The following is a 26,554-nucleotide window of genomic DNA, read 5'->3' as shown; positions in this document are numbered from 1 at the left end:
AAATATTATTTAGATGAATATCTCTGATGAACATATTGTTGAACAATTTGCTCAAACTCACCGAGGATATTGTCGCCTCTGAGAGTCTTCGCTTTTTGTCCATCAATAAAAACTGGCGCCGATGGAGTCTCACCAGTTCCGGGCAAACTAATACCGATATCAGCATGTTTACTTTCACCAGGGCCATTTACGATGCAGCCCATTACAGCCACACTCATTGATTCAACGCCTGGATAATCTTTTTTCCAAATTGGCATCTGATTTCTAAGGTAGGACTGTATTTCCGAGGCAAGGTGCTGAAAATAAGTACTAGTCGTTCTTCCACAACCAGGGCATGCAATCACCATCGGTGTGAAATGTCGCAGATTCATGGTTTGCAAAATTTCTTGAGCAACAATCACTTCGTTATCTCTAGATGCACCGGGTTCAGGAGTTAAAGATATACGAATCGTATCTCCAATTCCTTCCTGTAAAAGAACACTTAAGGCGGCAGTTGATGCAACAATACCTTTACTACCAATTCCCGCCTCAGTGAGGCCAAGATGCAAGGCATTATCGCAACGCGTAGATAATTCTCGGTAGACACTAATTAAATCTTGTACGGCACTGACTTTGCAAGAAAGAATAATTTGATTGCTCGGCATACCAATTTCAATAGCCTTTTGAGCGGATTGTAAGGCTGATTGGATGAGCGCCTCTACCATCATTTCGCGAGCATCTTTAGGTTGAGCAAGAGCAGCATTGGCGTCCATCAACTGCGCTAATAAATCTTGATCAAGACTACCCCAATTGACTCCAATTCGGACCGGCTTATCGTACCTGATAGCTGCCTCAATCATCTGTGAGAACTGAATATCTCGTTTCGCCCCTTGGCCAACGTTGCCAGGATTGATCCGATATTTAGATAAAGCCTTGGCGCAATCTGGATAATCTTTTAATAAAGTGTGGCCGTTATAGTGAAAGTCACCAATTAACGGAACTTTTACATCCATCTTATCCAACTGTTCACGTATATAAGGCACCGCAGCAGCAGCTTCTGGTGTATTGACAGTAATCCTGACGAGCTCGGAACCGGCCCTAGCTAGTTCTTTAACCTGAATTGCTGTACCAACAGCATCTACAGTATCCGTATTAGTCATTGATTGAACACGAATTGGTCCATCACCACCAATCGTCACGATGTGATCACCCCAAGACACAATCGCCTGTTGGGTTTTTTTCCTAATATAGTTGGTTAATTGCAAACTTGAATCACTCATATCAATTAAGTTTAATTTTTTTCCATCCAACGAATTTCACGTTGGGCCAAATTAGTTCGATCTTGCACTTCTCCTGCTAACTGCCCACAAGCGGCATCGATATCATCACCGCGAGTCTTACGAACTGTTGTTACCATTTTTGCATCTAATAATATTTTTGCAAATTGATCAATTCTAGACTTTGGCGATTGTTTTAATCCAGAGTCCGCAAAAGGATTGAAAGGAATCAAATTTACCTTACATTTTATCGATTTTAATAGTTGAATTAACTCGTGTGCTTGTTTATCTGAGTCGTTAACTCCATCTAGCATACAGTATTCAAAAGTTAAAAAATCTCTAGGTGCAAACTCTAGGTAACGTTTGCAAGAGTCCAACAAAACAGCTAAAGGATATTTACGATTGATGGGAACTAACTCATTTCGTAGTGCATCATTGGCTGCATGCAATGAAACTGCAAGTGCAACAGGTAAATCTTGCGATAGACGATCTATGAATGGCACAACGCCGGAGGTTGATAAGGTCACTCTTCTTCTAGATAGTCCATAAGCGTTATCGTCGAGCATCAACTTCATTGCGCTCAAAACGGGCTCATAATTTAACAGCGGCTCACCCATGCCCATCATTACAACATTAGAGATTACTCGACCCTCTTCATGTGCTAAGGTGGTTTTGTCGTAAGCATCGACCCTTTTAATCGCCTTAGGATCATTCCTCAGATGATGTTCTGCGTACCATAACTGCCCAATAATTTCGGCAGCCGTCAAATTTCTGGAAAAACCCTGTTTACCGGTAGAACAAAATCGACAATTAACTGCACATCCTGCTTGGGAAGAAATGCAGAGAGTTCCTCGATCTTCTTCAGGAATATAGACCATTTCAACTGCATTTCCCTCACCAACATCCAATAGCCATTTACGAGTTCCATCGGAGGCAGTTTGATCGGAAATTACGGGTAAGGATTTAATTTCGACTAAATCCTGTAATTGGGTGCGAAAAGTTTTCGCTAAATCGCTCATTTGATCAACGTCGGAAACACCTCGTTGGTGAATCCAACGCATCAATTGCTTTGCTCTGAAAGGTTTTTCGTCCAGGCCGGCTATAAAGCTAGCCAGCCTGTCCCCGTCAAGATTTAGAAGATTAATACGGGGTTTATTGGTCATCAATTAACGTGTGTAAACCTGCATGCCTGGAAAAAAGAAGGCGATTTCTGCAGCAGCAGTCTCTGCGGCATCAGAACCATGCACAGCGTTGGCATCAATACTTTGAGCAAAATCAGCACGAATAGTACCTTTTTCAGCTTTTGAAGGATCTGTAGCACCCATCAATTCACGATTTTTGAGAATAGCATTTTCACCTTCTAGTGCCTGAATCATTACAGGACCAGAAATCATGAATCCGACTAAATCTTTGAAGAAAGGACGCTCTTTGTGAACAGCATAAAACTGGCCGGCTTCCACTTCAGATAAATGAACCATTTTTGCAGCAATAATTTTCAAACCAGCGTTTTCGAAACGACTGTAAATTTGTCCAATTACATTTTTTGCAACTGCGTCTGGTTTAATAATTGAAAGGGTTCTTTCGATTGCCATGGGAAAAGCTCCTGATTAATAATAAAAGATAACATTATACCTAGTTAATACCTTAAAACTCTCATAAAATTAAATTAAACACATTGACAAGAAATTAACATTTTGTAGAATAAATTCATTATTTAGGGTTATTTTTAATCCTCCTATTGAAATTTTGAAAAATGCCTATAATTAAACTACAAGTATCAATAAATACTTTTTAAGGAGAGTAATCAATGAGTGAATTAAATAGTTTTGGTTATAGTGGCCGCAGTGGTCTAACAGACGCCATTACACGTAATAGAGTATTGCGTAATACTTTTGCTTTGTTAGCCCTTTCAATGTTACCGACAATGTTAGGTGCATGGATTGGAGTTACAACAGGTTTTTCTTTCTTCAAGTCTAGCCCATTTATGGGTATGATCATTTTCATGGGCGTCGCATTTGCTTTCTTCTGGGGTATTGAAAAGAATAAAAACTCCGGGACAGGCGTATTACTTCTGCTCGGCTTCACCTTCTTCATGGGCCTAATGCTAACTGGATTACTTACCCATACGCTCCAGTTTAGAAATGGTGCCGAGCTAATTATGATGGCGTTTGGTTCCACTGCTTTGATCCTTTTCGGTATGGCATCCTGGGCTGCAACTTCAAAATCCAATTTTGAAGGTCTTGGAAAATGGTTGTTTATTGGCGTAGTGTTGATGATTCTTGCTTCTGTTGCCAACATTTTCTTGCAAATACCTGCCCTCATGCTAACCATCATGGTTTTTGCCGTTGGTATTTTTTCAGCGTTTATTTTGGTTGATGTACAAAGAATCGTGAACGGTGGAGAAACAAACTACGTAATGGCTACACTTTCGATTTATTTGAATATTTACAACATTTTCACTAACTTACTAGCTATTTTCGGTATTGTTGGTGGCGATAGAGACTAAAAAAGTTCACTTCGTTAAAAGCTGCTTTTCAAAAGCAGCTTTTTTTACGCCTTTTCAAACACGGCGATTGATTCAACATGAGATGTGTGGGGAAACATATTCATGATGCCAGCTTTTAACAATTGATACCCTGCTTGATGAACTAATACCTCTGCATCTCTGGCAAGCGTCGCAGGATTACAAGATACATAAACAATTCTTTTAGGTAAAAATAATTGATCACCTTTATCCTGGGAAGAAGCTAATGTCGCTAAAGCATTAACCAAGGTAAAAGCACCATCTCTTGGAGGATCAATCAACCATTTACTAGCAATTCCCCAAGACTGAATGATGGCAGTCGTTACATCAAATAAATTTGCTTGAAGCCACTGGGTATTATGGTCAACCCTATTCAATGAAGCATTATTCTTGGCTCTTTCAAATAGCTCATGACTACCTTCAATACCTAAGACTTGATTTGCTTTTTTGGCGATCGCTAAAGTAAAGTTACCAATCCCACAAAACAGGTCCAACACTCTCTCCTGTGATTCAATTTCCAAGAGTCTAATCGCCTTAGACACCATCACTTGATTCATGGCATGATTCACCTGTGTAAAATCTGTTGGATGGTAGTGTAACTTTAGATCAAATTCCGGGATTGTATAAAACAAATCGCCCTCAAGGGGATAAAAGGGTTTAGTCGTTTCAACACCCTGTGCTTGGGTCCATATCCAGAGATTATGCTCGTCAGCAAATTGCTTAATCAGCGATTCATCCTGTATTGTGAATGGTAATAAATGTCGAATTACCATGACTGAATTTCTGATGGAGGAAGGGTCGCCTCGTGATAACTCAATTTGTGGGATCCGATCTCGAATCGACAGAGCCATGACAAACTCACGCAGTGGCATCAATAAATGAGACCATTCCTCGGGGAGTATTTCGCATGAAGTCATATCTGACACATAGCGGTTTTGAGGTTCATGAAAACCAACTAGTACAGTACCTTTTTTAATGGAGCGATTGACTACACTTAACCTAGTACGATGGCGATAGCCCCAATCTGAACTGACAATCGGACGCATGATCACTTGTGGGGTCACCCGTCCAATGAATCGTAGGTTATCTTCCAACGCCCTTTGCTTAATGGCAATCTGGGTACGTGAATCAATATGTTGCATGGTGCAACCGCCACAATTACCGTACCACTCGCAGCGAGGTTTTATTCTTGCAAAGGACTCTGAAGCGATTGAATTAATCTTTCCTTTTTGAAATCGACTTTTATCTTGGGTGATGGTATAGCTTATTTTCTCACCAATCATGGCTCCATTGATAAAGACAATTTTTCCTGGAGAGTTCGGATCATCCTCAGGAAGTCGACCAATTCCATTCGCTTCTAAATCGATAGCATGGATTTGAACAGTCTTTTTTTGACCTTGCAGTGGGCTGATCGATTTTTTTCTCAAGATAGTGCATTCGTAAAACCAGATAAATATTCCTGCCAATGGCTGCCATCTGGATTACTTGCCTCTTGTAATAAGTTTTTCTTCACAAATTCCAGCTCTAAAAGGTACTCTTCCTTGGAAAAAGCGCCCCTTAATAGTTGGAATCGACAATACATCAAATAAGTATTCGCCACGTCTGTTTCACAATATCGACGGATCTCAGGAAGTTTGCCTTCTAAATAGGCGGGCCACACTTGTGAACCATCCATCCCCATCTTGCCAGGAAAACCGCACAGCTTGGCTAGGGAATCTAGTGGGGCATTAGCTTTTGATTGGTAAAAAGCCAAAAGATCCATCAAGTCCAAATGACGCAGATGGTACCTAGCTATATAGTTGTTGTATTTAAACTCTTTAGAATCATAATCTTGGCTCTCACCCATTTCCCAAAATCTTGACGCGGTTACTTGATTCACTAAGGCCCTGTAATTTAAAACGGGTAAATCAAATCCTGAACCATTCCAGGACACCAATTGAGGCGTGTAACGGTCAATTAATTGATAAAACTCTTGAATAATTTCCCCCTCAGAGCTTTCAATTTTGCCAAGAGTACCGACCTTAAATTGTGGACTTCCATCTTTTAAGGTTCTACGTATAACGCAAGAAATGGCTACGATCTTCTGCAAATAAAGTGGGAAAAAGTCATTTTGCCCTTTATCTAGTCTTTCTTGCTTGGCTATTTCAACAATCTCTTGGTCTGATAAATGTTCATCATAATCCCCTAGTCGACGCAGGCCAGATGCATCTGGAATCGTTTCGATATCAAAAACAAGGATCGTTTTCATCTATAAAATTAATTTTCAACAAAATAGCTACTTGGGTCAATGGGTTTACTATTTTTGCGTAACTCAAAATGGAGTTTGACCTTATCTGACTCAGAATTACCCATTTCCGCAATTTTTTGACCACGCTTCACTGTTTCGCCTTCTTTGACTAGTAAGGTTTTGTTGTTTGCATAGACTGTCACGTAACTATTGTTATGGTTCAGAATAATCAGATTCCCATAAGTGCGAAGATTACTACCAGAATAAATAACCCTACCATCAGCAGCAGCTAAGATAGAATCACCTAACTTACCTGAAAACTCAACTCCTTTACTAGTCGTATCATTAAATGGGGTAATAACGGGCGCATTAGTAGGTTTTAATAATTTAAAACTGGTTTCCGTTGGGGTTATAGGCTTTGGGTTTTCAGTTTTTGTATCAGATTTTGGCTCTGTTTTTGGCTCAGTTCTCACAACCTCACGAGGATTACTCTTTTGAATCATTGGCTTCGGTGCGGCAATTGGAGTCACTTTCACACTGGGATTTGAGTTAACTGAATTCAGATTGGTATTAGCATTGCTTGAGCTTGAACTAGTTGTGCGATCAGAAATAGGTGCAGGTTTACTGGCTGAACAACTAGCTAAGGTGAAAATGATTAGCATTAGGGCTAAGAGCAGGATACCTTTTGAAAAAATAAAAGCGGAAAAAGAAGTTTTATTTCTAGACTGTTGGAAAAGAAAATCGTCACAAAACATAGTTAAATTGTTCCAGTTTGTAATGGCACAAAAAACACCTCATCCAGCGTCGTTCTTTTATAACGCATGGAACTGAGTCTCTCGACTAAGAGTAACTGTTGTTGATTCTCACCATTTGCAACTGGAGCTATCAACTTTCCACCAATCGCCAATTGCTCAAGCAGTAGCCTTGGGATTTCTGAACCCGCAGCAGCCAAAATAATATTGTCAAATGGGGCAGCTTGAGGTATCCCTTTATTACCATCATCAAAAATCAATCTTAAATTTGAAATTCTGAAAGGTCGCAAATTCGCTCTAGCATTCTCATGAAGCGAACGAATTCTCTCCACAGAATAGACTTCTTCGGACAATAAACTGAGAACGGCCGCTTGATATCCACAACCTGTTCCAATTTCTAAAACCCGCCCCATTTTTGTTTGTTTTTGCATTAGTGCTTGAATCATTTTTGCAATAACAGATGGTTTGGAGATGGTTTGTTCCCGGCCAATTGGTAAAGATGAATCCTCATAAGCCTGACCTTCAAGAGCAGGCTCTACAAAAACGTGCCTTGGAACAGTTGCCATCGCTTGTAAAACTTCATGATGGGTAATTCCTGACATCGCAAGACGTTGCGCCATCGAACGTCTTGCCGCATCCAAATGAGTCCAGTCTGGTTTCACCACAGTCTCTAGCCTTGGTTCCAAGTGGATTGCATCATCTTCAAACGTCGCTCTTCGTCAGACAGATTGAGTTGCAGTGGAGTGATTGAAACATAATTTTGATTAACTGCATGAAAATCAGTGCCATCAGATGAGTCTTTGGCTTCTCCTGCAGCACCAATCCAATAAATCCTATCGCCCCGCGGGCTGTTTTGCTCAATCACAGGTTGGGAAGGATGACGATTTCCTAATTTTGTGACTCTCCACCCCTTAAATTGTTCATAGGACAAATTGGGAAGATTTACATTCAGTAATGGAGCATGTTGAGTATGTTCATTTTTTAGACCAGACTGAATTGCATGAGCCACGATATCGTGAGCAACCCTTGCTGCATCATCAATTTTGGACCAACCACGATCAGTTTGAGAAAAAGCAATACCTGGTACGCCAAACATAACTCCTTCAATCGCCGCCGCAACGGTACCTGAATACAGAACATCTTCACCCATATTCTCACCCTGATTAATACCAGAAATAACAAAATCCGGCTTTTCAGTCAAAAATCCTGTCAAGGCTATGTGCACGCAATCCGTTGGGGTACCATTAACAAAAATAAACCCATCCCGCTCACCACCAGCCACACGATGTACAGAGAGGGGTCTAGAAAGTGTCAAGGAGTTAGAAGCGCCACTATGATTCTGCTCAGGTGCAATCACTGTCACTTTTCCAAGTGGACGCATTGCCTTAACGAGTGCAAGAAGACCCGGAGCTAAATAACCATCATCATTCGAAACTAATAAGTGCATAGTTATATTATCAACTAAAGTTGCCGTTTTATAAAAAAAATTGAAATATTTTTTTCAGTTTATTGGGGATTTGAAACAAAAATGAGGTTTCTTTTTGACTTACCTAAATTCAATCCTATTTAAAAATTGATGACTTTCTTCATCCAGCAAAAAAGAATTAGCTTCCTAAAGGTCTTCGATCCATCATTGCTCTGGCAAGAGTACCTGCATCAACGTATTCTAATTCCCCACCCACTGGAATGCCTCTAGCAATTCGAGAGATTGCGATACCTTTTGCTTTTAAAACTTCACCTAAATAGTGCGCCGTAGCCTCACCTTCACTCGTAAAGTTCGTCGCAAGAATAACCTCTGAAACAGGATCTCGACCATCAAAAGGCGACAAAAATATTCTATTCATCAGTACATCAAAACCAAGTTCCTTGGGCCCCTGCCCCTCCATTGGCGAGAGCCGACCCATCAATACATAGTAAAGCCCCTTAAAAGAGAGGGTTTGCTCAACCATTAATTGGTCTGACGGAGTTTCCACAATACACAGGATTTTGGAATCGCGTCGATCATCGGAACAGGTCTTACACAACTCAAATTCCGAGAATGAATTACACATTCGACAATGCCCAATGTGATTCACAGCAAACTGTAAGGACTCTCCTAAAATTTGTGCACCAGCTCGATCATGTTGTAATAAGTAATAGGCCATGCGTTGTGCAGATTTTGGGCCAATTCCAGGAAGTACTTTGAGGGCTGAAATCAGCCTTCCCAGAGCATCTTGCTGAACTTCTTCCTGAAATTTTTTATTCATTTAAATCGATCAAAATGGCAGTTTGAAACCTGGAGGCATTGGCATCCCTGCTGTAGCACCTGACATTCTTGATTCAGCAGCTAATTCAACATGTTTATGCGCATCAGTTAAAGCTGTAACTAATAAGTCCTCTAACATTTCACGATCATCCATCGCACTAGGATCAATTTCTACTCGCTTTACTAAATGTTTGCCAGACAAGGTAACTTTAACTAGTCCACCAGCAGCTTGCCCAACAACTTCTAAAGCGTTCAACTCTTCTTGAGCTTTTTTCATTTTTTCCTGCATTTGCTGAGCTTGTTTCATTAAACCCGCAATTTGACCTTTCATCATCTCTATTTCCCTCAATTATTTGTTTTGAAAATTTTACTTGTTCTCTTTTAAAGGTCTAATTGAACCTTCAATTACTTTGACGCCAATAATATTTTGTAAATCTTGTAGATAAGGATCTTTTGTCAAAGATGCTTCTACAACCAATTGCTCGCTAGCCTGTACTTTCGCTTCTAATTTTGCAACAGTATGTTCTGAAACTCCTACATCTACCTTCATTCTGACGGACCTCTTGAAATGGTGTTCAAGTGCTTCAGTTAACTTTTCGATTGAAAATGTGGTTGCAAGCTGAGGTAATTCGCTAGTTAGGTGCAGATTAATCGAGTCAGGTTGTTCGTGCCAAGATTTCAGAGCAGTTTGCAACGCAAATTGACCAACTAGACCCTTTAATGGTAATTTTTTAACTAAATTTTGCCATTCAATAGGATCCGCAATACTCGTGTTGGTTATGGGACTAGAATCTTGAGCTGCGGCACTTTCAACTAGAGTTTTTTTTTGAGGCTCAGGACTTAAGGGCTTTACTATGCTTGGCTTAGTTTGCTCTTGAAGCTTTGGAGTTATCCCCCTAGCTGCCAGATTTGATGTTGGAGTTGCATTAAATGATCCATCATCCACTTTAAAAGCTAACATACGCAAGAGTGCCATTAAAAACCCGACCTCTTCTTCTGGTGCCATTTGTAAATCGGCCCGACTAGTTATGGCAATTTGATAAAGCAGTTGAACCTCTTCTTTAGTAAAACTAGTGGCCATTTTTTGAACAGCTTCTGCCTCTGGCCATTCTTGAAGTATCGAGTTTGGTATTAATTGTGCCATTGCCACTTTTTGCAAGAGAGATGCTAAATCTTGCAAGGCAACCAAAAAAGACATACTCATGATTGCCATTTCTCTCGATATGTCAACCAACTCCTGCCCATTATTAGTGGCAAGGGCATCTAATATTCTAATTAAGTAGGCATCATCAAGAGAGCCCAGCATATTACGCACTAACTCTTCAGTAATGCTTCCAGAAGTATAAGCAATAGCTTGATCAGTTAAAGACAAGGCATCTCGCATCGAACCACGAGCGGATTTTGCAATGATTCGAAGAGCCTTTTCTTCAGCACTGATTTCTTCTTTTTCTAAAATACTTTGTAAGTGCTGAACAATAATTGGGGACGGCATTTGCTTCAAATTAAATTGTAAGCAACGAGAAAGGACTGTTACGGGAATTTTTTGCGGATCGGTCGTTGCCAAGATAAACTTGAGATGAGGTGGTGGCTCTTCCAAAGTCTTTAACATCGAATTAAAGGCATGATTGGTTAGCATGTGGACTTCGTCAATCATAAACACTTTAAAACGCCCACTCGTCGGACCGTAGATAGATCTTTCCAGTAACGCTGCCATGTCGTCAACCCCGCGATTACTCGCTGCGTCCATCTCGACATAATCAACAAACCTACCGGCATCAATTTCTTGACACACATAACATGTTCCGCAAGGTTTTGAGGTCGGAGCAATCACGGGGTGATCTGAAGTACCCACACAATTTAATGATTTAGCTAGGATTCTGGAAATGGTAGTTTTACCCACACCACGCGTACCCGTAAAGAGCCATGCATGATGGAGTCGATTTTGGTCTAAAGCATGCGTTAGGGCTTTAACAACGTGGTCTTGACCGACCAAAGTACTAAAATCGCGAGGACGCCATTTTCTAGCTAGCGCTAATCCTGCTTGAGAAGGGGAAGAAGGCGTTTCGAATAAATTAAATTCAGACATATCTCTATTCTAACAAGCAACAGGGTACAATATCATTAAGACGGGCCTCCCCGCATATTGGCATGGCAATCTGGTCAGGTCGGGAACGAAGCAGCCAAACCCATTACCCAATAGTGCCGGGGGTATGGCTCGTCCCACTAACATCCTTGCATGCATCAGTTTTATGATTATTCAACAATTAAATTATTTATATTAACCTTATAAATAGATCCATGTTGATCGATTAAATACCCTTCGACCAACTTATCTCCTCTTAGCTTTCGAATTATTTCTGCATATTTCTGAATTTGATTTTCGTATTTAAGAAGTGCCTCAGAACCATGTGCTGGGATATTCAATTTGTAGTCAAGAATGACTAGTTTTTCTTGCAACTCAACCAAGCGGTCGACCTTAAATAAATTACTATTTTCATCAATTAGATCCAACTCATTCCAAGCATTAAGGTATTTACTAGGATCAAAATAATTTAATAAATGTGGTTGGGACAAAATGGATTGCGCAGCTTGAAAAGCTTCATTCATCAATTTGGCATCAATATTTAACCAATTTTGTAAAACTGAAACCTCCGGTAAGGCTGTAAATATTTTGCGACGGTCTACCTCATTCAGATGCCTTTCCAGAATCAAATGAATTGCCGTACCTAACTCTTGAGCATAAGAGGGAGAATGATTATCTTTAGCTTCGATTAGATCTTCATTCTTTTGCGCTAATGGATCAATCAATATTGCAGTTGGTATTTTAGGTAATACTGGAAAGGTAACGTTTAACTCATCAGCAATCGTAGTTGTATTTTTTAACTTTACAAGTGATTCACTATCTGTCTGGCTAACTAGCTTCATCAATTCTTCAGAATTCATTTCTGACATGCCAGCATCAATTAGAGAGCCATACCAAGATTCATCATTAACAAGTGAAAGATTATTCGTCGTCTTTTTCCGTCCAAGGCCTGAAACAACTAAACATTGTTTAGCCCTGGTCATGGCAACATAGAGTAAATTCCAGTTTTCTTTATTGGCAATTTCATTTTCAATGGCAAGTAAACGATCCACATACTCTGATTTCAACTTAGACTTATAGATCGAAAGGCCTTGTGGAGTTGTCTTACCCAATGGCCAATCGAATAGCACAGCACTACTATCGGTCTTTTTTCCTTTAGTATTTGCATTTGTTAAAAATACAAAAGGTGCCTCAAGTCCTTTGGCAGAGTGAATCGTCATGACTCTCACAAATCGAGAATCTTCAACCGATGAATCAGGCATATCCTCATTTTGATCACTCGCCTCTTCTTGCATTTCTCCTTCATCTGGACTATCTTGAAGATCCCCTTTTGAAAGAATTTCTAATTCATCAATAAAACGACTTAAAGAAGGATATCTGCCAGCATTTGTATTTAAAGCAAGCAATAAAAAAGCTTCTAAATTGGCTAATACCTTTGCACGGATTAAGGCCGGAGATGCGCTTGCATAAACCTGCAAAATATTTCCTTCGTGATAAATCCGATCTAATAAATCATGCACTGGTAAAAATTTTGCTAGATCTCTCCAAGCATTTAAATTCACACAGGCCTTCTTCAAATTAGCATTGCTAACAACTTGTAATGCGGCCCACCAATTTTGATGATATTTTTTCGCATAAATCGCTAATTCTTCAAGGTCTTTCTCTGAACAAGAAAAAATCGGCGATCTTAAAACATGGGCTAGAGTTAAATTATTGGCAGGAATTAATAGAGTTTTCAGTAAAGCAAGAATGTCGTCTGCCTCGAGAGATTGAAGCAAGCCACCGGTTCTTGGCGTATCGCAGGGAATCCCTAATTGGTTAAACACTTTCTCAATCACTTGTAAGTGTTTTTTTACCCGAATAAGAATTAAAAAGTCGCCAAAGTTTGGTCTCCTTGGCTGTGTTCCTTCCTTTGTATCCGGAATAACCCACTCAGTTTCGCGCCACTGCAGAATGAGTTGACCAATTTGCCTTGCTTCGTCTTCGCTTTGAATAGAGTCAATTTTCAAATTCCGATCGATCATGGGCGTTTCGAATGGATTGCGGGAATCAATTTCAGAAGGCAACTCAAGTTGATCTATCAATGGTAAGCAGAAAACCTGCGCTTTAATATGCTGCTCTGAAGGATTTTTCCATAAAGTAGAATGTTCTTCAAATGGATAATCAGTAATCTTTTCCTTCACTTTAAAGAACAAATTATTGACTAGATTAATTAATTCTGGAGGATTCCTTCGTGTCTCAGAATGACCGTAAGGAATTGCGCCAAAATTTTGATGTAAATAAGATTTGGCTTCATTAAACAACCTAGCATCCGCTCTTCGAAAGCGATAAATTGATTGCTTTGGATCTCCTACTAAAAAGATTTTAGGTTTTTCACTTACACCCTGATATCCATCTAACCAAGACTTCAAAATCTGCCATTGGAGAGGATTCGTATCTTGGAACTCATCAACCAAAATATGTTTATATTTGGCATCCAAACGCTCTTGTAAATAAGAAGCAGTTTTTTCATCAGACATTAAGCGATAGGCATTGTATTCAAAATCACTGAAATCAAGCACACGATTGTTTTTCTTGAATCGAAGATAGTGATCAGCGGCTGATTTAGCCAGGTCCAGCCAATTCAAATTTAGCTTGATTAGCTCTGTTTCAATGCGCCAGAGTTGGTAATTTTCAAAATGGCCAATCCAATCTGCAAATATTTTTAAAATTTTCTCTTCAAAATGAGAGATTTGATTACTCTTTAGAAATTTTTTAACTGCTGTAGAGTTCTTTAATAATTTCGATCTGGGCTTTTTTATTTTATCTTTCGTAAATAAAAACTGATCAAGCAGATCAATCAAAACTAATGAATCAACCTTAGACTCTTTCTTAGAAATGATATCTAAAATATCAGTTGAAGTTTCTTGATCCTCAGGTCCACCATTAACTAAATATTGAGCCACTTCTTCGAGTCCTGCCCAATCAAATTTCTTTTCATCCAACATATCAAGAAGTGGATTCGGTTTATTAGCTATGGGAAATTGCCTCTCTAACACTTCTTGAACACTAGAGCCTTGATCTAAACAATGTTGTTCAAATAGATCCCACATTGCTTTTTGTTGTAACAGACTTGATTTACCGACAATCAAGGCATTAAGTTGACTTGGCGAGAGTTGGTCAAATAATTCTAAATATGTGTTTTTTAATTCGGCAAATTCCCCCTCACCTTTACCGAGTTTTTCCCACCAAACTTCCATTGCTTCTTGCATCATTCGAGCTTGATCCTCTCGAACTACCCCTTGAGTATTTATATCTGAAGTCAAAGGGGCGGCTTGGCTAATCTTACTAAACCAACCATGGAAGGTATCAATCGATATTTCTTGTGGATTAGACAAGACCTTTTCAAACAAGGCACGAGCTCGAGGAATATTTGCATCAATATCGCTTTCTTTAATACCTCGGTCAAGTAACTCTTTACGAATTTGCTGATCATCAAATGTTGTAAAGTCAATCAGGATTTTTTCTAATCGATCCCGCATTTCTTGTGCTGCTTTACGTGTAAAGGTAATCGCTAAAATTTCGTGTGGCGCAATACCACTTAGAAGTAGGCGGAAAATTCTGGAAATTAAGATCCAGGTTTTACCACTTCCAGCGCAGGCTTCAATGACAATGGAGATGTCAGGATTACAAGCTTTAATGGCAATTGATTGATCGGGTTCAGAATCTACAGTTATCACTTCTTGATGCTCATTCATTATTCCACATGCCTTTCCGACAAATTCCTCTGACATCACAATATTGACAAACATGGTTTGGACCACTAGCAATTAGTGGCTTACCTTGCCAAATGGATTGAAAATCTTTTTGAATTTGAATTTCTATTTCACTCCTCAGTTCGCGTGTCACCTCTTTCGAAAGATAAATTTCTTTATCATTTGCATCAGGCTTTAGACTGACCCACTCTACTTCATTAACTGAGTGAGTCGAACCGATAGATTGTTGATCTAGTGCCATTGCATACATTAATAATTGTGGATCATCATTAAAATGTTCATCTCTATCCTGTAACTTTTTTTGACCTTGAACTTTATAGTCAAGGACCAGAGCTTGCTCATCGCGAAGATCAATTCGATCAATTTTTCCTCGAATTTTAATGCTGTATGAATCGTTAATTTTAAAATCGTATTCGAAAGGTGCCTCAGATTGATAAACTAACCACCCCTCTTTTTCATGATCCAACTGCCAATTAATGAAGGTTTCAATTTGTTCGTTCCAAAGATACTGATTACCAACATACTTACCATTACTTTGGGTTAAGCTTAACCATTCAGCATTAGAAATTTCTGTTAATTTTTGAATCATCCAAGCACGCCGATACTCTCCCCCTAAACTTAACTCTTGATTCACTTCACTCTCAACTTTTAAGATTCGATAAAACTTATCTAAAACTGTATGTAGGAGTTGTCCAATTTCGCCAAAGATTGATTCTTCTGCATAAGCTTTAGGTGAGGATATTTTTAGAGATCTAGTGACATAAAATCGATAGGGACATTCGCGCAGAGTTTTATAAGAGCTTGGGCTTAATTGGCTTGGCAATAAAGGATGTTCGCCCCCCAGGATCACGTTAGATTTTTTTACTGGGGAGTAACTTGTTGAGTTAATCTCAACTTGAAAACTCTTTTCATAAAAGCCGTCAATACTACTAATCAGTCGGGTTAACCAAGAGGTTCGACGATTTTTTTCACCCGCTTTTTGATACTCTTGCCATAAAAAATCGACATACTGATGGGATTGCATCAATTGAGATAAATCTCTTGCTTGTTGTTGATAATCATCTTCAATCGAAGAAAGACCAAGTTCTCTCATTAAACTTTTTGAAAAAATTAAACCTTCTTTTCTTTTACTAGGGAAATGTTCATCATCACAACCAACCACAATGACCGCTTTATATTGATGCAGTCTCATGGCGGAAAGAGGAATAATCGAAATATTGATAGCACTTTTATTGGTTTTTTCTGTAAAAGATGACTCTTCCATACCTAAATCTAACAAACTAAACCAACTGTTTGCTTGAAGTTTTACAGCATTCATCTTCATTAAGTCATCGATTAGACCCAAAAAGGTTTGACCAGCTTCATCTTTTTCTAGTTTATTCGCCATCTCCAATTGTTGAAGTTGTGTTAACAGTAGATGCGAATAAAAACTTCCATTTTGAAACTGTCCCTGCCATTCTTGGCATTTGAGAGTCAAAAATTGGATCACTTTTAGGGAAAGGGTATTAAAAGTTTCGGTATTGAATTCGCTACCAAATATCCTTTCATCGGCTGATTTTCTCTGAAATGCATTGATTAAGGCACTCCATCCAACGCCATCCATTCGTTCTAAAAGTTGCTGATCTAGATAATTCATCCAATTATCGATTTGCGCCAAGTCAAAATTTGGATCTATCTTTTTAATGACCTCAGACCACTCGATCAAAGGATTTTTAAGAAACCCCATCCATTGATGTAAGTTTGGCCCTTCGGGACTTCTAACGATCTCAATCCAACTATTAATTGCGGCAGCAACCCCAGTCGTTGAGAGTTTCCAACCAGTAGCATCCTGAATGGAAATACCCACGTAACGGGCTAATAATGCTCTGACTCGCCTGACCACCAATCGATCCTGAGCAATAATAGCTATATTTTTACGATCCTCTTTTACATGAAGGGCAACTCGTTGAACTGTTGCCCAAGCCAATTTCTCAAAACTTGGCGGTGACATTAAATGCCAGTGATCTTTGCAGACAGCTTTCCGGTTTGTTTGCACTAACGATTGTTTTTGTTCCTCGGATAAAGATGGGCTTTCTAAACTGAAAGCCTCTGGCCATAATGCGATCTCTTTCCAGTCTGGAGTTAAGCGATAAACATGACCAAGTTGTCCATATTGTGATAAAAATTCCTCTTGGGTTTTTAATTCAGCTCCTTTAACTTGAGTAAATTCAACCCAAATTAATGGCGGCAATTGCTTTGATTCAATTAATTCTTGAATTCTAAATTTCCAAGAAAGTTGTCTCCTAACTGGAGCATCTTGGATCGTACTAATATATTTCCAAAAGGTTAGTAAGATATTTGCTTCTGGTAAGACAAAGTGTTCCGAGTTTGGATAAGCGCGTTTTAACGCCTCCTGAAACAAGGATTCAATATTACCTAAGTGAATGTCTCGGCCACCCTCTTTAACTTCAGTCAAAGATAAATATGCACTTGATAAATAATCACACCCCTGCACAATCGATTGACTCAGGGCCCATTTGCTAGCATCACCATGAACACCAAGTCTTGCACTAATTTCTTGATGAATCTCCAATTGCTTAAAGACAATTTCCCATCGTTGAAAATCAGAAAATACATTTTGGGTGCTTTGCAAATCTGATGTTAAATTTAACCACTGATCCAAACCAAATAGTGTCGGTAAAAATGCCAGCTCAATGGGGCAAGGAGTAGGTCTTTGAGACTCTAAAATTTGTCGTAGTTGATATGTGGGACCTGAAGTACTCAGAATAACAAGAGGTCTTTGAAGATATCGCTTCGATACTTCCCAAATATGATCAGCAATTTGCTCTAGAGCACCTTGGTTCGGTTGAAATGAAATCTTTTCGATGGGCATTATTGTTTTAGTTTTGGGTAATGTTTTATTAAATCATTAATCAGCATCAAAAAGTGAGCCTTAGATATTTTTTTAGAACAGATGTAGAATAAGGAATTAGAAAATAATATCAACTTTTACTTACACAGTTAATTAAGGAAGCTTTATGAGCGAAGGAATTAAATACGTTACCGATAGTTCTTTTGAAGAAGACGTAACCAACTCAACCAAACCAGTTCTTCTAGACTTTTGGGCAGAATGGTGTGGTCCTTGCAAGATGATTGCCCCCATTCTTGAAGAAGTAGCAAAAGACTATGGCGATAAAATTCAAATTGCTAAAATTAACGTGGATGAAAATCAAGCCGTTCCTTTAAAGTTTGGAATCCGTGGCATCCCAACATTAATTTTATTTAAAAACGGTGAAGTTGCAGCACAAAAAGTCGGTGCTTTAGCTAAATCACAATTGACTGCATTCATCGATTCACATTTGTAAAATATGGCCTTATCAGATTGATTTAGCCACATCATTAGAATTTTTTTTGCTAGAGTGTGTTGTATATTTAACAAGAATGTAGGACACACTTTAAATAGTGTTAGAATCATCCCATAAACGCTGATTCAACATCTGAACCCAGACTTATTCAAGTTTATTGCCTGTTTTCTTCGCTAGACTTGGTTGCTGAACCAAAAACATCTTACTTTTCCTTGTTCGTTATAGTCTTACTAAACCTTGATTTAACGCCTCTTTTTAATCTTTAGATTTTTTTATTTTCTACTGACTTTAATTTAACTTCATTTTCCTACCTATCCTCCTTCTAATTCTGACCACTCGCCTCAGACTCCCCACATTTAACTGTTTATATATTTATGCAACTAACTGAATTAAAAATCCTGCACGTTTCTCAACTACTCGAGATGGCTGCATCACTTGAAATTGAAAATACCCAAAGGATGCGCAAACAAGAACTGATGTTTGCTATCTTAAAAAACAGGGCCAAGAACGGTGAAACCGTATTTGGCGATGGCGTTTTAGAGGTGTTACCTGATGGTTTTGGTTTCTTAAGGTCACCGGAATCCTCTTATTTAGCTTCTCCGGATGATATCTATATTTCTCCAGCTCAAATTCGTCGCTTTAATCTTCATACTGGCGATGCAGTTGAAGGTGAAGTTAGAACGCCAAAGGAAGGTGAGCGTTACTTTGCTTTGGTAAAGGTCGATAAAGTCAACGATATCGCCCCTGAGGCTCTCAAAAATCGAATTATGTTCGAAAACTTGACGCCATTACATCCCGACCGTCCGATGTTGTTAGAACGCGATATTAAAGCTGAGGAGAATTTAACAGGTCGAATTATCGATATGATCTCTCCGATCGGATTTGGTCAAAGGGGTTTGATTGTTGCCTCACCTAAATCAGGTAAAACGGTCATGATGCAACACGTTGCACATGCAATTGCTGCAAACCATCCAGATGCTATTCTAATTGTGCTTTTAGTCGACGAGCGTCCAGAGGAAGTTACAGAAATGCAACGTTCTGTTCGCGGTGAAGTAGTGGCATCGACGTTTGATGAACCTGCAGTAAGGCACGTTCAAGTTGCTGAAATGGTCATTGAAAAAGCAAAGCGTTTAGTTGAAATGAAAAAGGATGTCATCATTCTTTTAGATTCGATCACTCGTCTAGCACGTGCTTACAATACTGTGGTCCCTTCCTCTGGCAAAGTCTTATCTGGTGGTGTCGATGCAAATGCCCTGCAACGTCCTAAACGCTTTTTTGGAGCTGCTAGAAATATTGAAGAAGGTGGTTCATTAACCATCATCGCAACTGCCTTGATTGAAACCGGCAGTAGGATGGATGATTTGATTTATGAAGAGTTTAAAGGTACCGGTAACCTTGAAGTACATCTCGAAAGACGCTTAGCTGAAAGAAGAGTCTACCCAGCAATTAATTTGAATAAATCTGGCACTCGTCGTGAAGAATTACTCATCAAACCTGATATTTTGCAAAAAATATGGGTCCTCAGAAAGCTGATCTCAGACATGGATGATGTTGAGGCGATGAACTTTATTGTTGATAAGTTAAAATCCACTAAAAATAATGCCGAGTTCTTTGATTTAATGCGTCGTGGTGGATAAGTAGGAAGATTTAATCACTTTTCCAGGCCTTTAATTCAATTTATGGCTCTACAAAACAGTAAAATTGTGTCATAATAGTCATTTATCTGGAAAGTTTTACACCTCTAACATGCTTTTAGATGTGCAATGTGTAAAGGCTACCTAAACAATAAGGATCAAACATGAAAGACGGAATTCACCCAAATTACAGAGAAGTTGTTTTTGTTGATGTATCAAACAACTTCAGTTTCAAAACACGCTCCACGATTAATACTCGTGAAACCATCAAATGGGAAGATGGCAAAGAGTATCCATTATCCAAGATTGAAACATCATCAGAATCTCACCCTTTTTACACTGGTACCCAGAAGATTATGGATACTGCTGGTAGAGTTGAGAAATTCCGTCAGAAGTTTGGTGCTAAAGCAGGCGCTAAGTCAAGCACAAAGAGCTAAGCTAAAAACCTACAGAAATCAGGCAGCAAAGGATTACCTTTGCTGCCTTTTTTATTGTTAATATGCAAAATCCCATCAAATTAACTTCTGACGCAACCACCTCTATTCCGAGGTGGATTATGCTTACGATCACGTTGATTTATGCCTTTTCTGGGCTATTTGGACATGACCCTTGGAAAAACGATGATGCTGTGGGCTTTGGTGTCATGTGGACTTTGGCACATGGTAGTTTCATGGATTGGATTTTACCGAACCTACAAGGTCGTGGTGTTTTAGTAGGCCCCCCATTACCTTATTGGTTAGGTGCTATTTCCATCAAGTATTTTGGTGGAATCATTGGAGAAGTAAACTCAGCGAGATTGGTCTCAGGCTGTTGCTTTGTTCTAAGTTCAATCAGTATTTGGTATGCAAGCTATTTATTAGGCAGAAGATCTGAAGTGCAACCAATGCAATTTGCCCTGGGAGGACAACCTAGCCCTAAAGAATATGGCAAGACAGTGGCTGATGGAGCACTATTAATCTTTTTAGCATGTGTAGGATTAGCCCAAAGAGTGCATGAAGCCTCACCACTTTTAGTTGAACTACTTGGACTTACCTGGTTGATTTATGGCATTGTTAGAAGCTATGACAAACCTTGGCAAGGAGGTATCATTTCTGGCCTAGGCATGATATCAATTGGTTTATCAGGCATGCTATGGACAGCAATCTTTCTTTGGGTTGCTGCCTGTCTAGGCTTTTATACTCGCCCTAATAAACGATTAATTGGTTGGCTGATTGGATCTATTTTGGTGACAGTTATTGGTCTTTCTTTTTGGCCAATACTTTGGTACCAAGCAGGTTTATCACCAGAAAAAATTACCAACGCATGGTTTATTTGGCTAGGTAGAGACCAGCTACAAGCAAGCATCTCCATCAATTCATTGGAATTTTTAACCATTAATTTTTGGGCATATACTTGGCCCGTTTGGCCACTCAGCTTTTGGAGTATCTATTTATGGAGTACCAAAGGTAAATCCGGTATTAACGCAGCTCACTTGGTCATTCCTGGCCTATTATTTGTGGCTGAGATGATCTTGTTTTTACTTTACAAAGATTTGAGCGAGCGCGATTTAATGTTGCTCTTACCACCAATGGCAATCCTTGCTAGCTTCGGCTTACCATTTTTACGTAGGGGTTTGATTAGTTTTATTGACTGGTTGTCTTTATTAACCTTCACTCTTGCCGGTGCATTTATTTGGGTGATATGGTTTGCCAAAATGACTGGATATCCGAAATCTACAGCAGATAATGTCGCACGTTATCTGCCAGGTTTTGTTGCTCAATTTAGTTTTTTAGATTTATTCTTTGCGCTAATTATCACCGCTATTTGGTTCGCAATTGTCCGTTGGCGAACCTCAAGAGCACCCAAAGTGATTTGGCGATGCTTAATTATTTCAACTAGCGGAACGATTTTATTGTGGGTCTTACTAATGAGTTTATGGCTACCTACCATCAATTACGCAAAAACTTATCAACCAGTTGCTATGCGGTTCTTAAAAGCTTTACCAAAAGATGCTAAGTGCGTTGATAGTACATTTTTAGGTGACGCTCAATTAGCTTCATTTCATTTCTTTACTTCACTTAATTTAAAAGATGATGAGAATTGTGATTACAAATTAACACACTCTTCAGAAGAGGCGCGAGCATCAGAAGTTCTGAATCGTCATCAACTTGAATTAGTATGGGAAGATCGCCGTGATAGCGATCGAGACGAAAGATTAAGGCTCTATCGAGTCAGTACTAAACCATAAATTACTAATATGTCGACATCCAAACTTCCACTATTTTCTCGCTTACGTCGGGACGTTCCACAAATACTTAAGTTGGCAATTCCAATACTTTTGGGTCAACTAGCCATTATTACTTTTGGAGTCATGGATACAGCAATGACTGCTAGGTATTCCACGGACGACTTAGCAGCACTGGGTATGGCAGCCTCCATCTTTATTAGTATATATGTTGGTTTGACAGGCATTTTATCCGCTCTCAATCCAATTGGTGGCCAGTTATTTGGGGCAAAAAAATATAAAGCCATCGGTGAAGAAACCCGGCAAACATTATGGCTTTCTTTAATTTTGGCTGGGATCGGGATGTTGGTTTTAAATCATCCCGAGATGTTTATTGAGATTGGTAACGTTTCACCAGAGATTGCAGAAAAAGCAAAGTTCTATTTAATGATCTTATCTTTTTCAACACCAGCAAATATGATCATGCGAACCTATATTGCTCTTCATAATGCAATATCCTTGCCAAAAATGATTACCTGGCTTCAAGTGATTGGCTTGGGCTTAAAAATTCCTCTCAATTATTTATTTATTTTTGGTGGATTTGGCATCTCTGCAATGGGCGGTCCAGGTTGTGCAATTGCTACTTCCATTGTTCAATGGTTTTGGGTCATTACTTTAACCATCATTATTTGGAATGGTTCAGCCTATAAAAAATTCCATATATTTACTACTTTTAGTCGGCCAAATCTCAAAAGAATATGGAAAATTCTTAAGCTGGGTGCACCGATTGGTTTTAGTTATCTAATTGAGGTTACCTCTTTTGCTTTTATGGCATTGTTTATTGCTAGATTTGGTACATCTGTTTTAGCGGGACATCAAATCATTGCCAATATGGGCACTGTGATTTATATGGTCCCCCTCTCCTTATCGATTGCAACCATGACGGTTGTATCCCAACATCTGGGTGCAAAAGAATATACGCGATCTGAAGAAGTGGGTTGGTCAGCGGTGATTTTTAATGTTTTTGTCAGTGTCGTTATTGGTGCCCTAGTTTGGATTTTTCAGGATGCCCTACTTGGCTTATATGCACCTAGAGATGAAGCCCGAATGATTGCTAAACAACTCATCTTTTTTATTGCTATTTACCAAATCAGTGATGCAATGCAAGTCACAGCAGCGTTTATCCTACGTGGATATAAGGTGGCATTTTGGCCAATGGTGATTTATGCAGGCTCACTTTGGGGAATTGGACTACTTGGCGGTTACTTAATGGCTTTTAATAAAATCCCTCATGTCCCCGAGATATTGCAAGGAGCAAAAGGATTTTGGGCAGGAAATAGCATCAGTTTGGGCATCGCTGCGCTTTTCTTACTGATGCTCTTTAAAATGACTGCTAGAAAAAAACTACTACAGCTCAATACATAGTTCCGCCCCACTTGGGGAAGGAACTTGGAAGTTAGTTAGCAGTAATTCCCCTGGCATCTACAACCTTACTTAAATTATCAATATCTCGTTGCACTCTGGTTTTAAACTCCACGGAACTACTAGCCTGGGGCTTACCACCAAAATCAGTTAATTTTTGTTTGACATCGGGTTGGTTCACCACCGCAATGATTTCTTTATTGAGACGAGTTGTGATTTCGGTTGGTAGGTTTGCAGGAGCCGCAATCCCTAACCAGGATTCGAATTGCACTCCCGGCAAAGAATCCGCAACAGTTGCAGCACCTGGAATGGGGCTCATTCCTTTAGGAGAAGTCACAGCTAGCAACCTCACCCGCTTATCTTTTAGCAAGTTAGCAGTTAATGTCATCGTATCAATCATCAAATCTACTCGGCCAGCGAGAAGTTCCTGAAAAGGTTGCGTGCCTCCTTTGAATGGCACATGTACCACATCAACCTTCGCCTCAGAAAAAGTCCACTCAGCCATAATATGCATTGCGGTGCCAACTCCAACGGAAGAGTAGGTATATTTTCCAGGCTCTTTTTTAGCTGCTAACAGAAATTCATCAAAGCTCTTAAAAGGAGAGTCTGGTGCAACAGTAAAAGCGAGCGGATAAGTGGTCACTGTACTGATCCAAGTAAAGTCATTGACAGCATCATAGGTGGAGTTTTTACGTCTTAATGCGGCAATACTGGCATGTCCACTTGGCACGAAAAATAATGTGTAACCATCAGGCGTTGATTTAGCAGCCATATCGGCAGCAATAATTCCCCCTGCACCAGCATGGTTTTCAACAATAACATTTTGTCCTAATCGGTCGCCCAGGTTCTTAGCAATCAGTCTCGCCACAATATCCGAACCACCGCCTGGAGGATAGCCTAATAACATTTTGATTGGTTTATTGGGCCAAGTTGATTGCGCATTGACACTACTTGAGAATGTAAAAGAAGTGATTAACCCCAGGGCAGTAACGAGGGCTAAAAAATTTGTAGTTTTAAATTGATTCAAAAATATCTTCATTGGTTATTTAAGCTCCCATTAAATGATTCATTTTTTTTAACCAATCTTCCCGCAAACAAAACCCAGGGCGAGACTGAGCACTTGCTAAAGCTTTTGCCATTAACTCGTCATCCGGCAAATTTAAATCAATCATGTCTCTATGGGGTTGTTCACAGTACCAAGGCGTGTCGATAAAAATCTCAACGCGGTTGTTTTCAGGATCACGCAAATAAATGGACAGAGCATTGCCGTGGCAAATACTCACGCAGTCTTTGGTATCAGGATGATCAGAAGCTCGCTGTTTGAAAAGCCGCAGATACTCCAAACTTGGTACCCGAAAAGAAATTTGATTAACCACACAAAAATCGATGGTTGAAGGTCGTCCAGTAGCCATCACTATTTGATGATGCTCTAGGGGGTTTCTGCTTAAAAAAACCAACTCAACATCAGCTAACTGCCCACGATCCGTAACCCTAAAATCTAATACTTCTTGATAGTAATTCGACATTGAAACAATATCTGTGACAAAAATACCCATATGACTTAACTGAATTGCTTCTGGGGGTAAATGTTGCAAAGTTTTTGACATATGTTTACTCAGCCTTGATATTGTTATTTAGGGTGTGCCAACCGATTAAACAATTTACAAAAATCACTTTACTGAAGATCGATTGAAAGCGCTTTAAATTCGTGAACAAGATGATAAATCCCCTAATTTATAATTATTTTTAATTTACCTCCTAACAATTAATCACTGTTTAGGAAATCTTTTCAATTCAAAATATCTTATCATGTCGTATGATATTGCTAAATTGATTAAACACTAACTATTGAGAGACACCTCACCATGCAATCCCCAAACCCATTAGGCAAAGCTGATCAAACCTTATCCAGAAATATGACCCTTCTTGCACACCACGAACTAGGTGGCTTTGGCGGTCTTGGTGAAGGTATTAGTTTACAAATCACTGCGGATGGCAGACGCATCCTATGGGTTGCCCATGAATCAGCGCCTAAAAATTTCAGTGGTATCGATGTCACTGACCCCAAGAACCCCAATCTCATCGTTCAAACAGATTTGCCGCACATGCAAGTCCGTTCCAATTCATTGGATGTATTTGGCAATATTCTAGCTGTGGCCTATCAAACCCAAGTAGTTGGCTTAAAACCAGCTGGTGTAGATTTATTTGATATCAGCGTCCCGGAACAACCAAAACTTTTATCTCACTTTGATTGCTCAGGACCTCACTCTCGTGGCGTCCATGCCTTATGGTTTGTCGATGGCAAGTATATTCATATGTCATCTGGGTCAGAAGATTTTGAACCAACCCACCCTTTAGATGACCAGTTTTATCGCATCCTTGATGTAACCGACCCAACCCAACCTTTTGAAGCTGGTCGTTGGTGGTACCCTGGAACTCGTAAAGGCGATATTAGTCCGCCGCCACCAAGAATGCCAAAACTAGACACTGGCTATCGTGTTCACAACACCAATGTATTTCCAAGAGAGCCAAATCGTGCTTATGTTGGGTACATTGATGGCGGAGCTTTTGTATTAGATATTGAAGATATGAAAAATATCAAAGTGATTTCACACTGGAATCATTCACCGCCACTAAATGGCTTTATTCATACCGTTTTGCCACTATTTGATCGTGGTCTATGGATTGTTAGTGATGAGTGCGTAATGGATGATGGCGCGGATTGGCCAAAACTAGTTTGGGTGGTAGACGCTAGAAATGAAGAAAATCCCGTTTCTATTGGAACATTCCCAATGCCAAATCCAGAGGTATTTACGAAACGCGGCGGTCGTTTTGGTGCACATAATCTGCACGAAAATTTACCGATTCCCGGATCTTTTTACTCTGATACGATCATCATTGGTACTTTCTTTAACGGTGGAGTCAGAGTCTTTGACACGACGAATCCATACCGTGTTGAGGAAATTGCCTACTACGTCCCAGGTGCCCCAAAACTATCCCCCGCTGGTGCCATTCAAATTAACGATGTTTTCGTTGATGAAAATGCCATTGTTTACGCGATTGATCGTTTCGGCGGAGGAGTCTATATCCTAGAAATGAATATTTGATT

General features: G+C 39.5%; 22 protein-coding genes, 1 other RNA gene and 1 pseudogene. 8 read left to right on the top strand and 16 right to left on the bottom strand.

Annotation, left to right across the window (positions count from 1 at the left end):
* Window positions 1-5 precede the first annotated feature (5 nt).
* From ispG to ndk, 3 genes are read right to left on the bottom strand one after another with little or no spacing between them, the layout of a single operon-like run.
* Window positions 6-1,259, bottom strand: a complete 1,254-nt coding sequence (ispG, locus tag AOC35_RS04200) for a flavodoxin-dependent (E)-4-hydroxy-3-methylbut-2-enyl-diphosphate synthase (RefSeq protein WP_108648707.1) — start codon at window positions 1,257-1,259, stop codon at window positions 6-8.
* 11 nt (window positions 1,260-1,270) lie between these two features.
* Window positions 1,271-2,419 (bottom strand): dual-specificity RNA methyltransferase RlmN, encoded by a 1,149-nt coding sequence (gene rlmN / locus AOC35_RS04195; protein WP_108645913.1) that lies wholly within the window; start codon window positions 2,417-2,419, stop codon window positions 1,271-1,273.
* Between the two features lie 3 nt (window positions 2,420-2,422).
* Window positions 2,423-2,848, bottom strand: coding sequence for a nucleoside-diphosphate kinase (ndk, locus tag AOC35_RS04190; protein WP_108645912.1), 426 nt, complete (start codon window positions 2,846-2,848; stop codon window positions 2,423-2,425).
* 215 nt (window positions 2,849-3,063) lie between these two features.
* Here ndk and AOC35_RS04185 point away from each other — a divergent pair, with 215 nt between their 5' ends.
* On the top strand, window positions 3,064-3,762 hold the full coding sequence (locus tag AOC35_RS04185; protein ID WP_108645911.1) for a Bax inhibitor-1 family protein: 699 nt from the start codon (window positions 3,064-3,066) through the stop codon (window positions 3,760-3,762).
* A 44-nt stretch (window positions 3,763-3,806) separates the two neighbouring features.
* Here the strand turns inward: AOC35_RS04185 and rlmD are convergent, their stop codons facing one another.
* The 9 genes and pseudogenes from rlmD to dnaX all read right to left on the bottom strand — a co-directional run.
* Window positions 3,807-5,207, bottom strand: coding sequence for a 23S rRNA (uracil(1939)-C(5))-methyltransferase RlmD (gene rlmD / locus AOC35_RS04180; protein WP_245898420.1), 1,401 nt, complete (start codon window positions 5,205-5,207; stop codon window positions 3,807-3,809).
* Window positions 5,204-6,028, bottom strand: a complete 825-nt coding sequence (locus AOC35_RS04175; RefSeq protein ID WP_108645910.1) for a 3'-5' exonuclease — start codon at window positions 6,026-6,028, stop codon at window positions 5,204-5,206. Before AOC35_RS04175 ends, rlmD begins: the two co-directional genes overlap by 4 nt.
* 8 nt (window positions 6,029-6,036) lie before the next feature.
* A complete protein-coding gene (locus AOC35_RS04170; protein ID WP_108645909.1) occupies window positions 6,037-6,762 on the bottom strand; it encodes a murein hydrolase activator EnvC family protein in 726 nt (241 codons plus the stop codon).
* Between the two features lie 2 nt (window positions 6,763-6,764).
* On the bottom strand, window positions 6,765-7,421 hold the full coding sequence (locus AOC35_RS04165; RefSeq protein WP_425440621.1) for a protein-L-isoaspartate(D-aspartate) O-methyltransferase: 657 nt from the start codon (window positions 7,419-7,421) through the stop codon (window positions 6,765-6,767).
* Window positions 7,422-7,429: 8 nt separating this feature from the next.
* Window positions 7,430-8,206, bottom strand: a complete 777-nt coding sequence (gene surE, locus AOC35_RS04160) for a 5'/3'-nucleotidase SurE (protein ID WP_108645908.1) — start codon at window positions 8,204-8,206, stop codon at window positions 7,430-7,432.
* A 157-nt stretch (window positions 8,207-8,363) separates the two neighbouring features.
* Entirely contained in the window at window positions 8,364-9,005 is a 642-nt protein-coding gene (gene recR, locus AOC35_RS04155) for a recombination mediator RecR (RefSeq protein ID WP_108645907.1), read from the bottom strand.
* A 9-nt stretch (window positions 9,006-9,014) separates the two neighbouring features.
* Complete coding sequence (locus AOC35_RS04150) at window positions 9,015-9,338, bottom strand: YbaB/EbfC family nucleoid-associated protein (RefSeq protein ID WP_108645906.1); 324 nt, start codon at window positions 9,336-9,338, stop codon at window positions 9,015-9,017.
* Between the two features lie 33 nt (window positions 9,339-9,371).
* Window positions 9,372-9,758 (bottom strand): DNA polymerase III subunit gamma/tau C-terminal domain-containing protein, encoded by a 387-nt coding sequence (locus AOC35_RS15905; protein ID WP_425440638.1) that lies wholly within the window; start codon window positions 9,756-9,758, stop codon window positions 9,372-9,374.
* A 135-nt stretch (window positions 9,759-9,893) separates the two neighbouring features.
* Window positions 9,894-11,090 (bottom strand): annotated as a pseudogene (dnaX, locus tag AOC35_RS04145) (DNA polymerase III subunit gamma/tau); the annotation flags it as partial.
* A 39-nt stretch (window positions 11,091-11,129) separates the two neighbouring features.
* Here dnaX and ffs point away from each other — a divergent pair.
* Window positions 11,130-11,227, top strand: an RNA gene (gene ffs / locus AOC35_RS04140) — signal recognition particle sRNA small type.
* Window positions 11,228-11,257: 30 nt separating this feature from the next.
* On the opposite strand, the gene AOC35_RS04135 is transcribed toward ffs, so the two are convergent.
* Together AOC35_RS04135 and AOC35_RS04130 are read right to left on the bottom strand one after the other, a co-directional pair.
* Window positions 11,258-14,878 (bottom strand): UvrD-helicase domain-containing protein, encoded by a 3,621-nt coding sequence (locus AOC35_RS04135; protein WP_108645904.1) that lies wholly within the window; start codon window positions 14,876-14,878, stop codon window positions 11,258-11,260.
* Window positions 14,817-17,714 carry a PD-(D/E)XK nuclease family protein gene (locus AOC35_RS04130; RefSeq protein WP_108645903.1) on the bottom strand — a complete coding sequence of 966 codons (2,898 nt, stop codon included), beginning with the start codon at window positions 17,712-17,714 and terminating at the stop codon, window positions 14,817-14,819. Before AOC35_RS04130 ends, AOC35_RS04135 begins: the two co-directional genes overlap by 62 nt.
* Window positions 17,715-17,859: 145 nt before the next feature.
* Here AOC35_RS04130 and trxA point away from each other — a divergent pair, with 145 nt between their 5' ends.
* The 5 genes from trxA (at window position 17,860) to AOC35_RS04105 (ending at window position 23,448) form a co-directional block, all read left to right on the top strand.
* Window positions 17,860-18,186 carry a thioredoxin TrxA gene (trxA, locus tag AOC35_RS04125; RefSeq protein ID WP_108645902.1) on the top strand — a complete coding sequence of 109 codons (327 nt, stop codon included), beginning with the start codon at window positions 17,860-17,862 and terminating at the stop codon, window positions 18,184-18,186.
* A 374-nt stretch (window positions 18,187-18,560) separates the two neighbouring features.
* Window positions 18,561-19,823: a transcription termination factor Rho gene (rho, locus tag AOC35_RS04120; RefSeq protein ID WP_108645901.1), complete on the top strand. Its 1,263-nt coding sequence runs from the start codon at window positions 18,561-18,563 to the stop codon at window positions 19,821-19,823.
* Window positions 19,824-19,984: 161 nt separating this feature from the next.
* A complete protein-coding gene (locus AOC35_RS04115; protein WP_108645900.1) occupies window positions 19,985-20,257 on the top strand; it encodes a type B 50S ribosomal protein L31 in 273 nt (90 codons plus the stop codon).
* A gap of 119 nt (window positions 20,258-20,376) precedes the next feature.
* Window positions 20,377-22,047 (top strand): ArnT family glycosyltransferase, encoded by a 1,671-nt coding sequence (locus AOC35_RS04110; protein ID WP_245898419.1) that lies wholly within the window; start codon window positions 20,377-20,379, stop codon window positions 22,045-22,047.
* 9 nt (window positions 22,048-22,056) lie between these two features.
* Entirely contained in the window at window positions 22,057-23,448 is a 1,392-nt protein-coding gene (locus AOC35_RS04105) for an MATE family efflux transporter (RefSeq protein ID WP_108645898.1), read from the top strand.
* Window positions 23,449-23,479: 31 nt separating this feature from the next.
* On the opposite strand, the gene AOC35_RS04100 is transcribed toward AOC35_RS04105, so the two are convergent.
* A complete protein-coding gene (locus AOC35_RS04100; RefSeq protein ID WP_159077471.1) occupies window positions 23,480-24,472 on the bottom strand; it encodes a Bug family tripartite tricarboxylate transporter substrate binding protein in 993 nt (330 codons plus the stop codon).
* A 19-nt stretch (window positions 24,473-24,491) separates the two neighbouring features.
* The gene (locus tag AOC35_RS04095) at window positions 24,492-25,052 is read right to left on the bottom strand and encodes a VOC family protein (RefSeq protein ID WP_108645896.1); all 561 of its coding nucleotides are present in this window, start codon (window positions 25,050-25,052) and stop codon (window positions 24,492-24,494) included.
* Between the two features lie 258 nt (window positions 25,053-25,310).
* On the opposite strand from AOC35_RS04095, the gene AOC35_RS04090 reads away from it, so the two are divergent.
* Entirely contained in the window at window positions 25,311-26,552 is a 1,242-nt protein-coding gene (locus tag AOC35_RS04090; RefSeq protein WP_211307470.1) for an LVIVD repeat-containing protein, read from the top strand.
* The last annotated feature ends 2 nt before the right edge of the window (window positions 26,553-26,554 follow it).

The organism is Polynucleobacter rarus, from assembly GCF_003072505.1.
Classification (GTDB): Bacteria; Pseudomonadota; Gammaproteobacteria; order Burkholderiales; family Burkholderiaceae; genus Polynucleobacter; species Polynucleobacter rarus.
The sequence above is the reverse complement of the archived record's forward strand: the minus strand, read 5'-3'. Positions and strand labels throughout refer to the sequence as shown.

Coding starts and splice junctions, on each gene's coding strand:
- ispG (WP_108648707.1), bottom strand. CDS start 1,259: ATGAGTGATTCAAGTTTGCAATTAACCAACTATATTAGGAAAAAAACC.
- rlmN (WP_108645913.1), bottom strand. CDS start 2,419: ATGACCAATAAACCCCGTATTAATCTTCTAAATCTTGACGGGGACAGG.
- ndk (WP_108645912.1), bottom strand. CDS start 2,848: ATGGCAATCGAAAGAACCCTTTCAATTATTAAACCAGACGCAGTTGCA.
- AOC35_RS04185 (WP_108645911.1), top strand. CDS start 3,064: ATGAGTGAATTAAATAGTTTTGGTTATAGTGGCCGCAGTGGTCTAACA.
- AOC35_RS04175 (WP_108645910.1), bottom strand. CDS start 6,028: ATGAAAACGATCCTTGTTTTTGATATCGAAACGATTCCAGATGCATCT.
- AOC35_RS04170 (WP_108645909.1), bottom strand. CDS start 6,762: ATGTTTTGTGACGATTTTCTTTTCCAACAGTCTAGAAATAAAACTTCT.
- surE (WP_108645908.1), bottom strand. CDS start 8,206: ATGCACTTATTAGTTTCGAATGATGATGGTTATTTAGCTCCGGGTCTT.
- recR (WP_108645907.1), bottom strand. CDS start 9,005: ATGAATAAAAAATTTCAGGAAGAAGTTCAGCAAGATGCTCTGGGAAGG.
- AOC35_RS04150 (WP_108645906.1), bottom strand. CDS start 9,338: ATGATGAAAGGTCAAATTGCGGGTTTAATGAAACAAGCTCAGCAAATG.
- AOC35_RS04135 (WP_108645904.1), bottom strand. CDS start 14,878: ATGTTTGTCAATATTGTGATGTCAGAGGAATTTGTCGGAAAGGCATGT.
- AOC35_RS04130 (WP_108645903.1), bottom strand. CDS start 17,714: ATGCCCATCGAAAAGATTTCATTTCAACCGAACCAAGGTGCTCTAGAG.
- trxA (WP_108645902.1), top strand. CDS start 17,860: ATGAGCGAAGGAATTAAATACGTTACCGATAGTTCTTTTGAAGAAGAC.
- rho (WP_108645901.1), top strand. CDS start 18,561: ATGCAACTAACTGAATTAAAAATCCTGCACGTTTCTCAACTACTCGAG.
- AOC35_RS04115 (WP_108645900.1), top strand. CDS start 19,985: ATGAAAGACGGAATTCACCCAAATTACAGAGAAGTTGTTTTTGTTGAT.
- AOC35_RS04110 (WP_245898419.1), top strand. CDS start 20,377: ATGCTTACGATCACGTTGATTTATGCCTTTTCTGGGCTATTTGGACAT.
- AOC35_RS04105 (WP_108645898.1), top strand. CDS start 22,057: ATGTCGACATCCAAACTTCCACTATTTTCTCGCTTACGTCGGGACGTT.
- AOC35_RS04095 (WP_108645896.1), bottom strand. CDS start 25,052: ATGTCAAAAACTTTGCAACATTTACCCCCAGAAGCAATTCAGTTAAGT.
- AOC35_RS04090 (WP_211307470.1), top strand. CDS start 25,311: ATGCAATCCCCAAACCCATTAGGCAAAGCTGATCAAACCTTATCCAGA.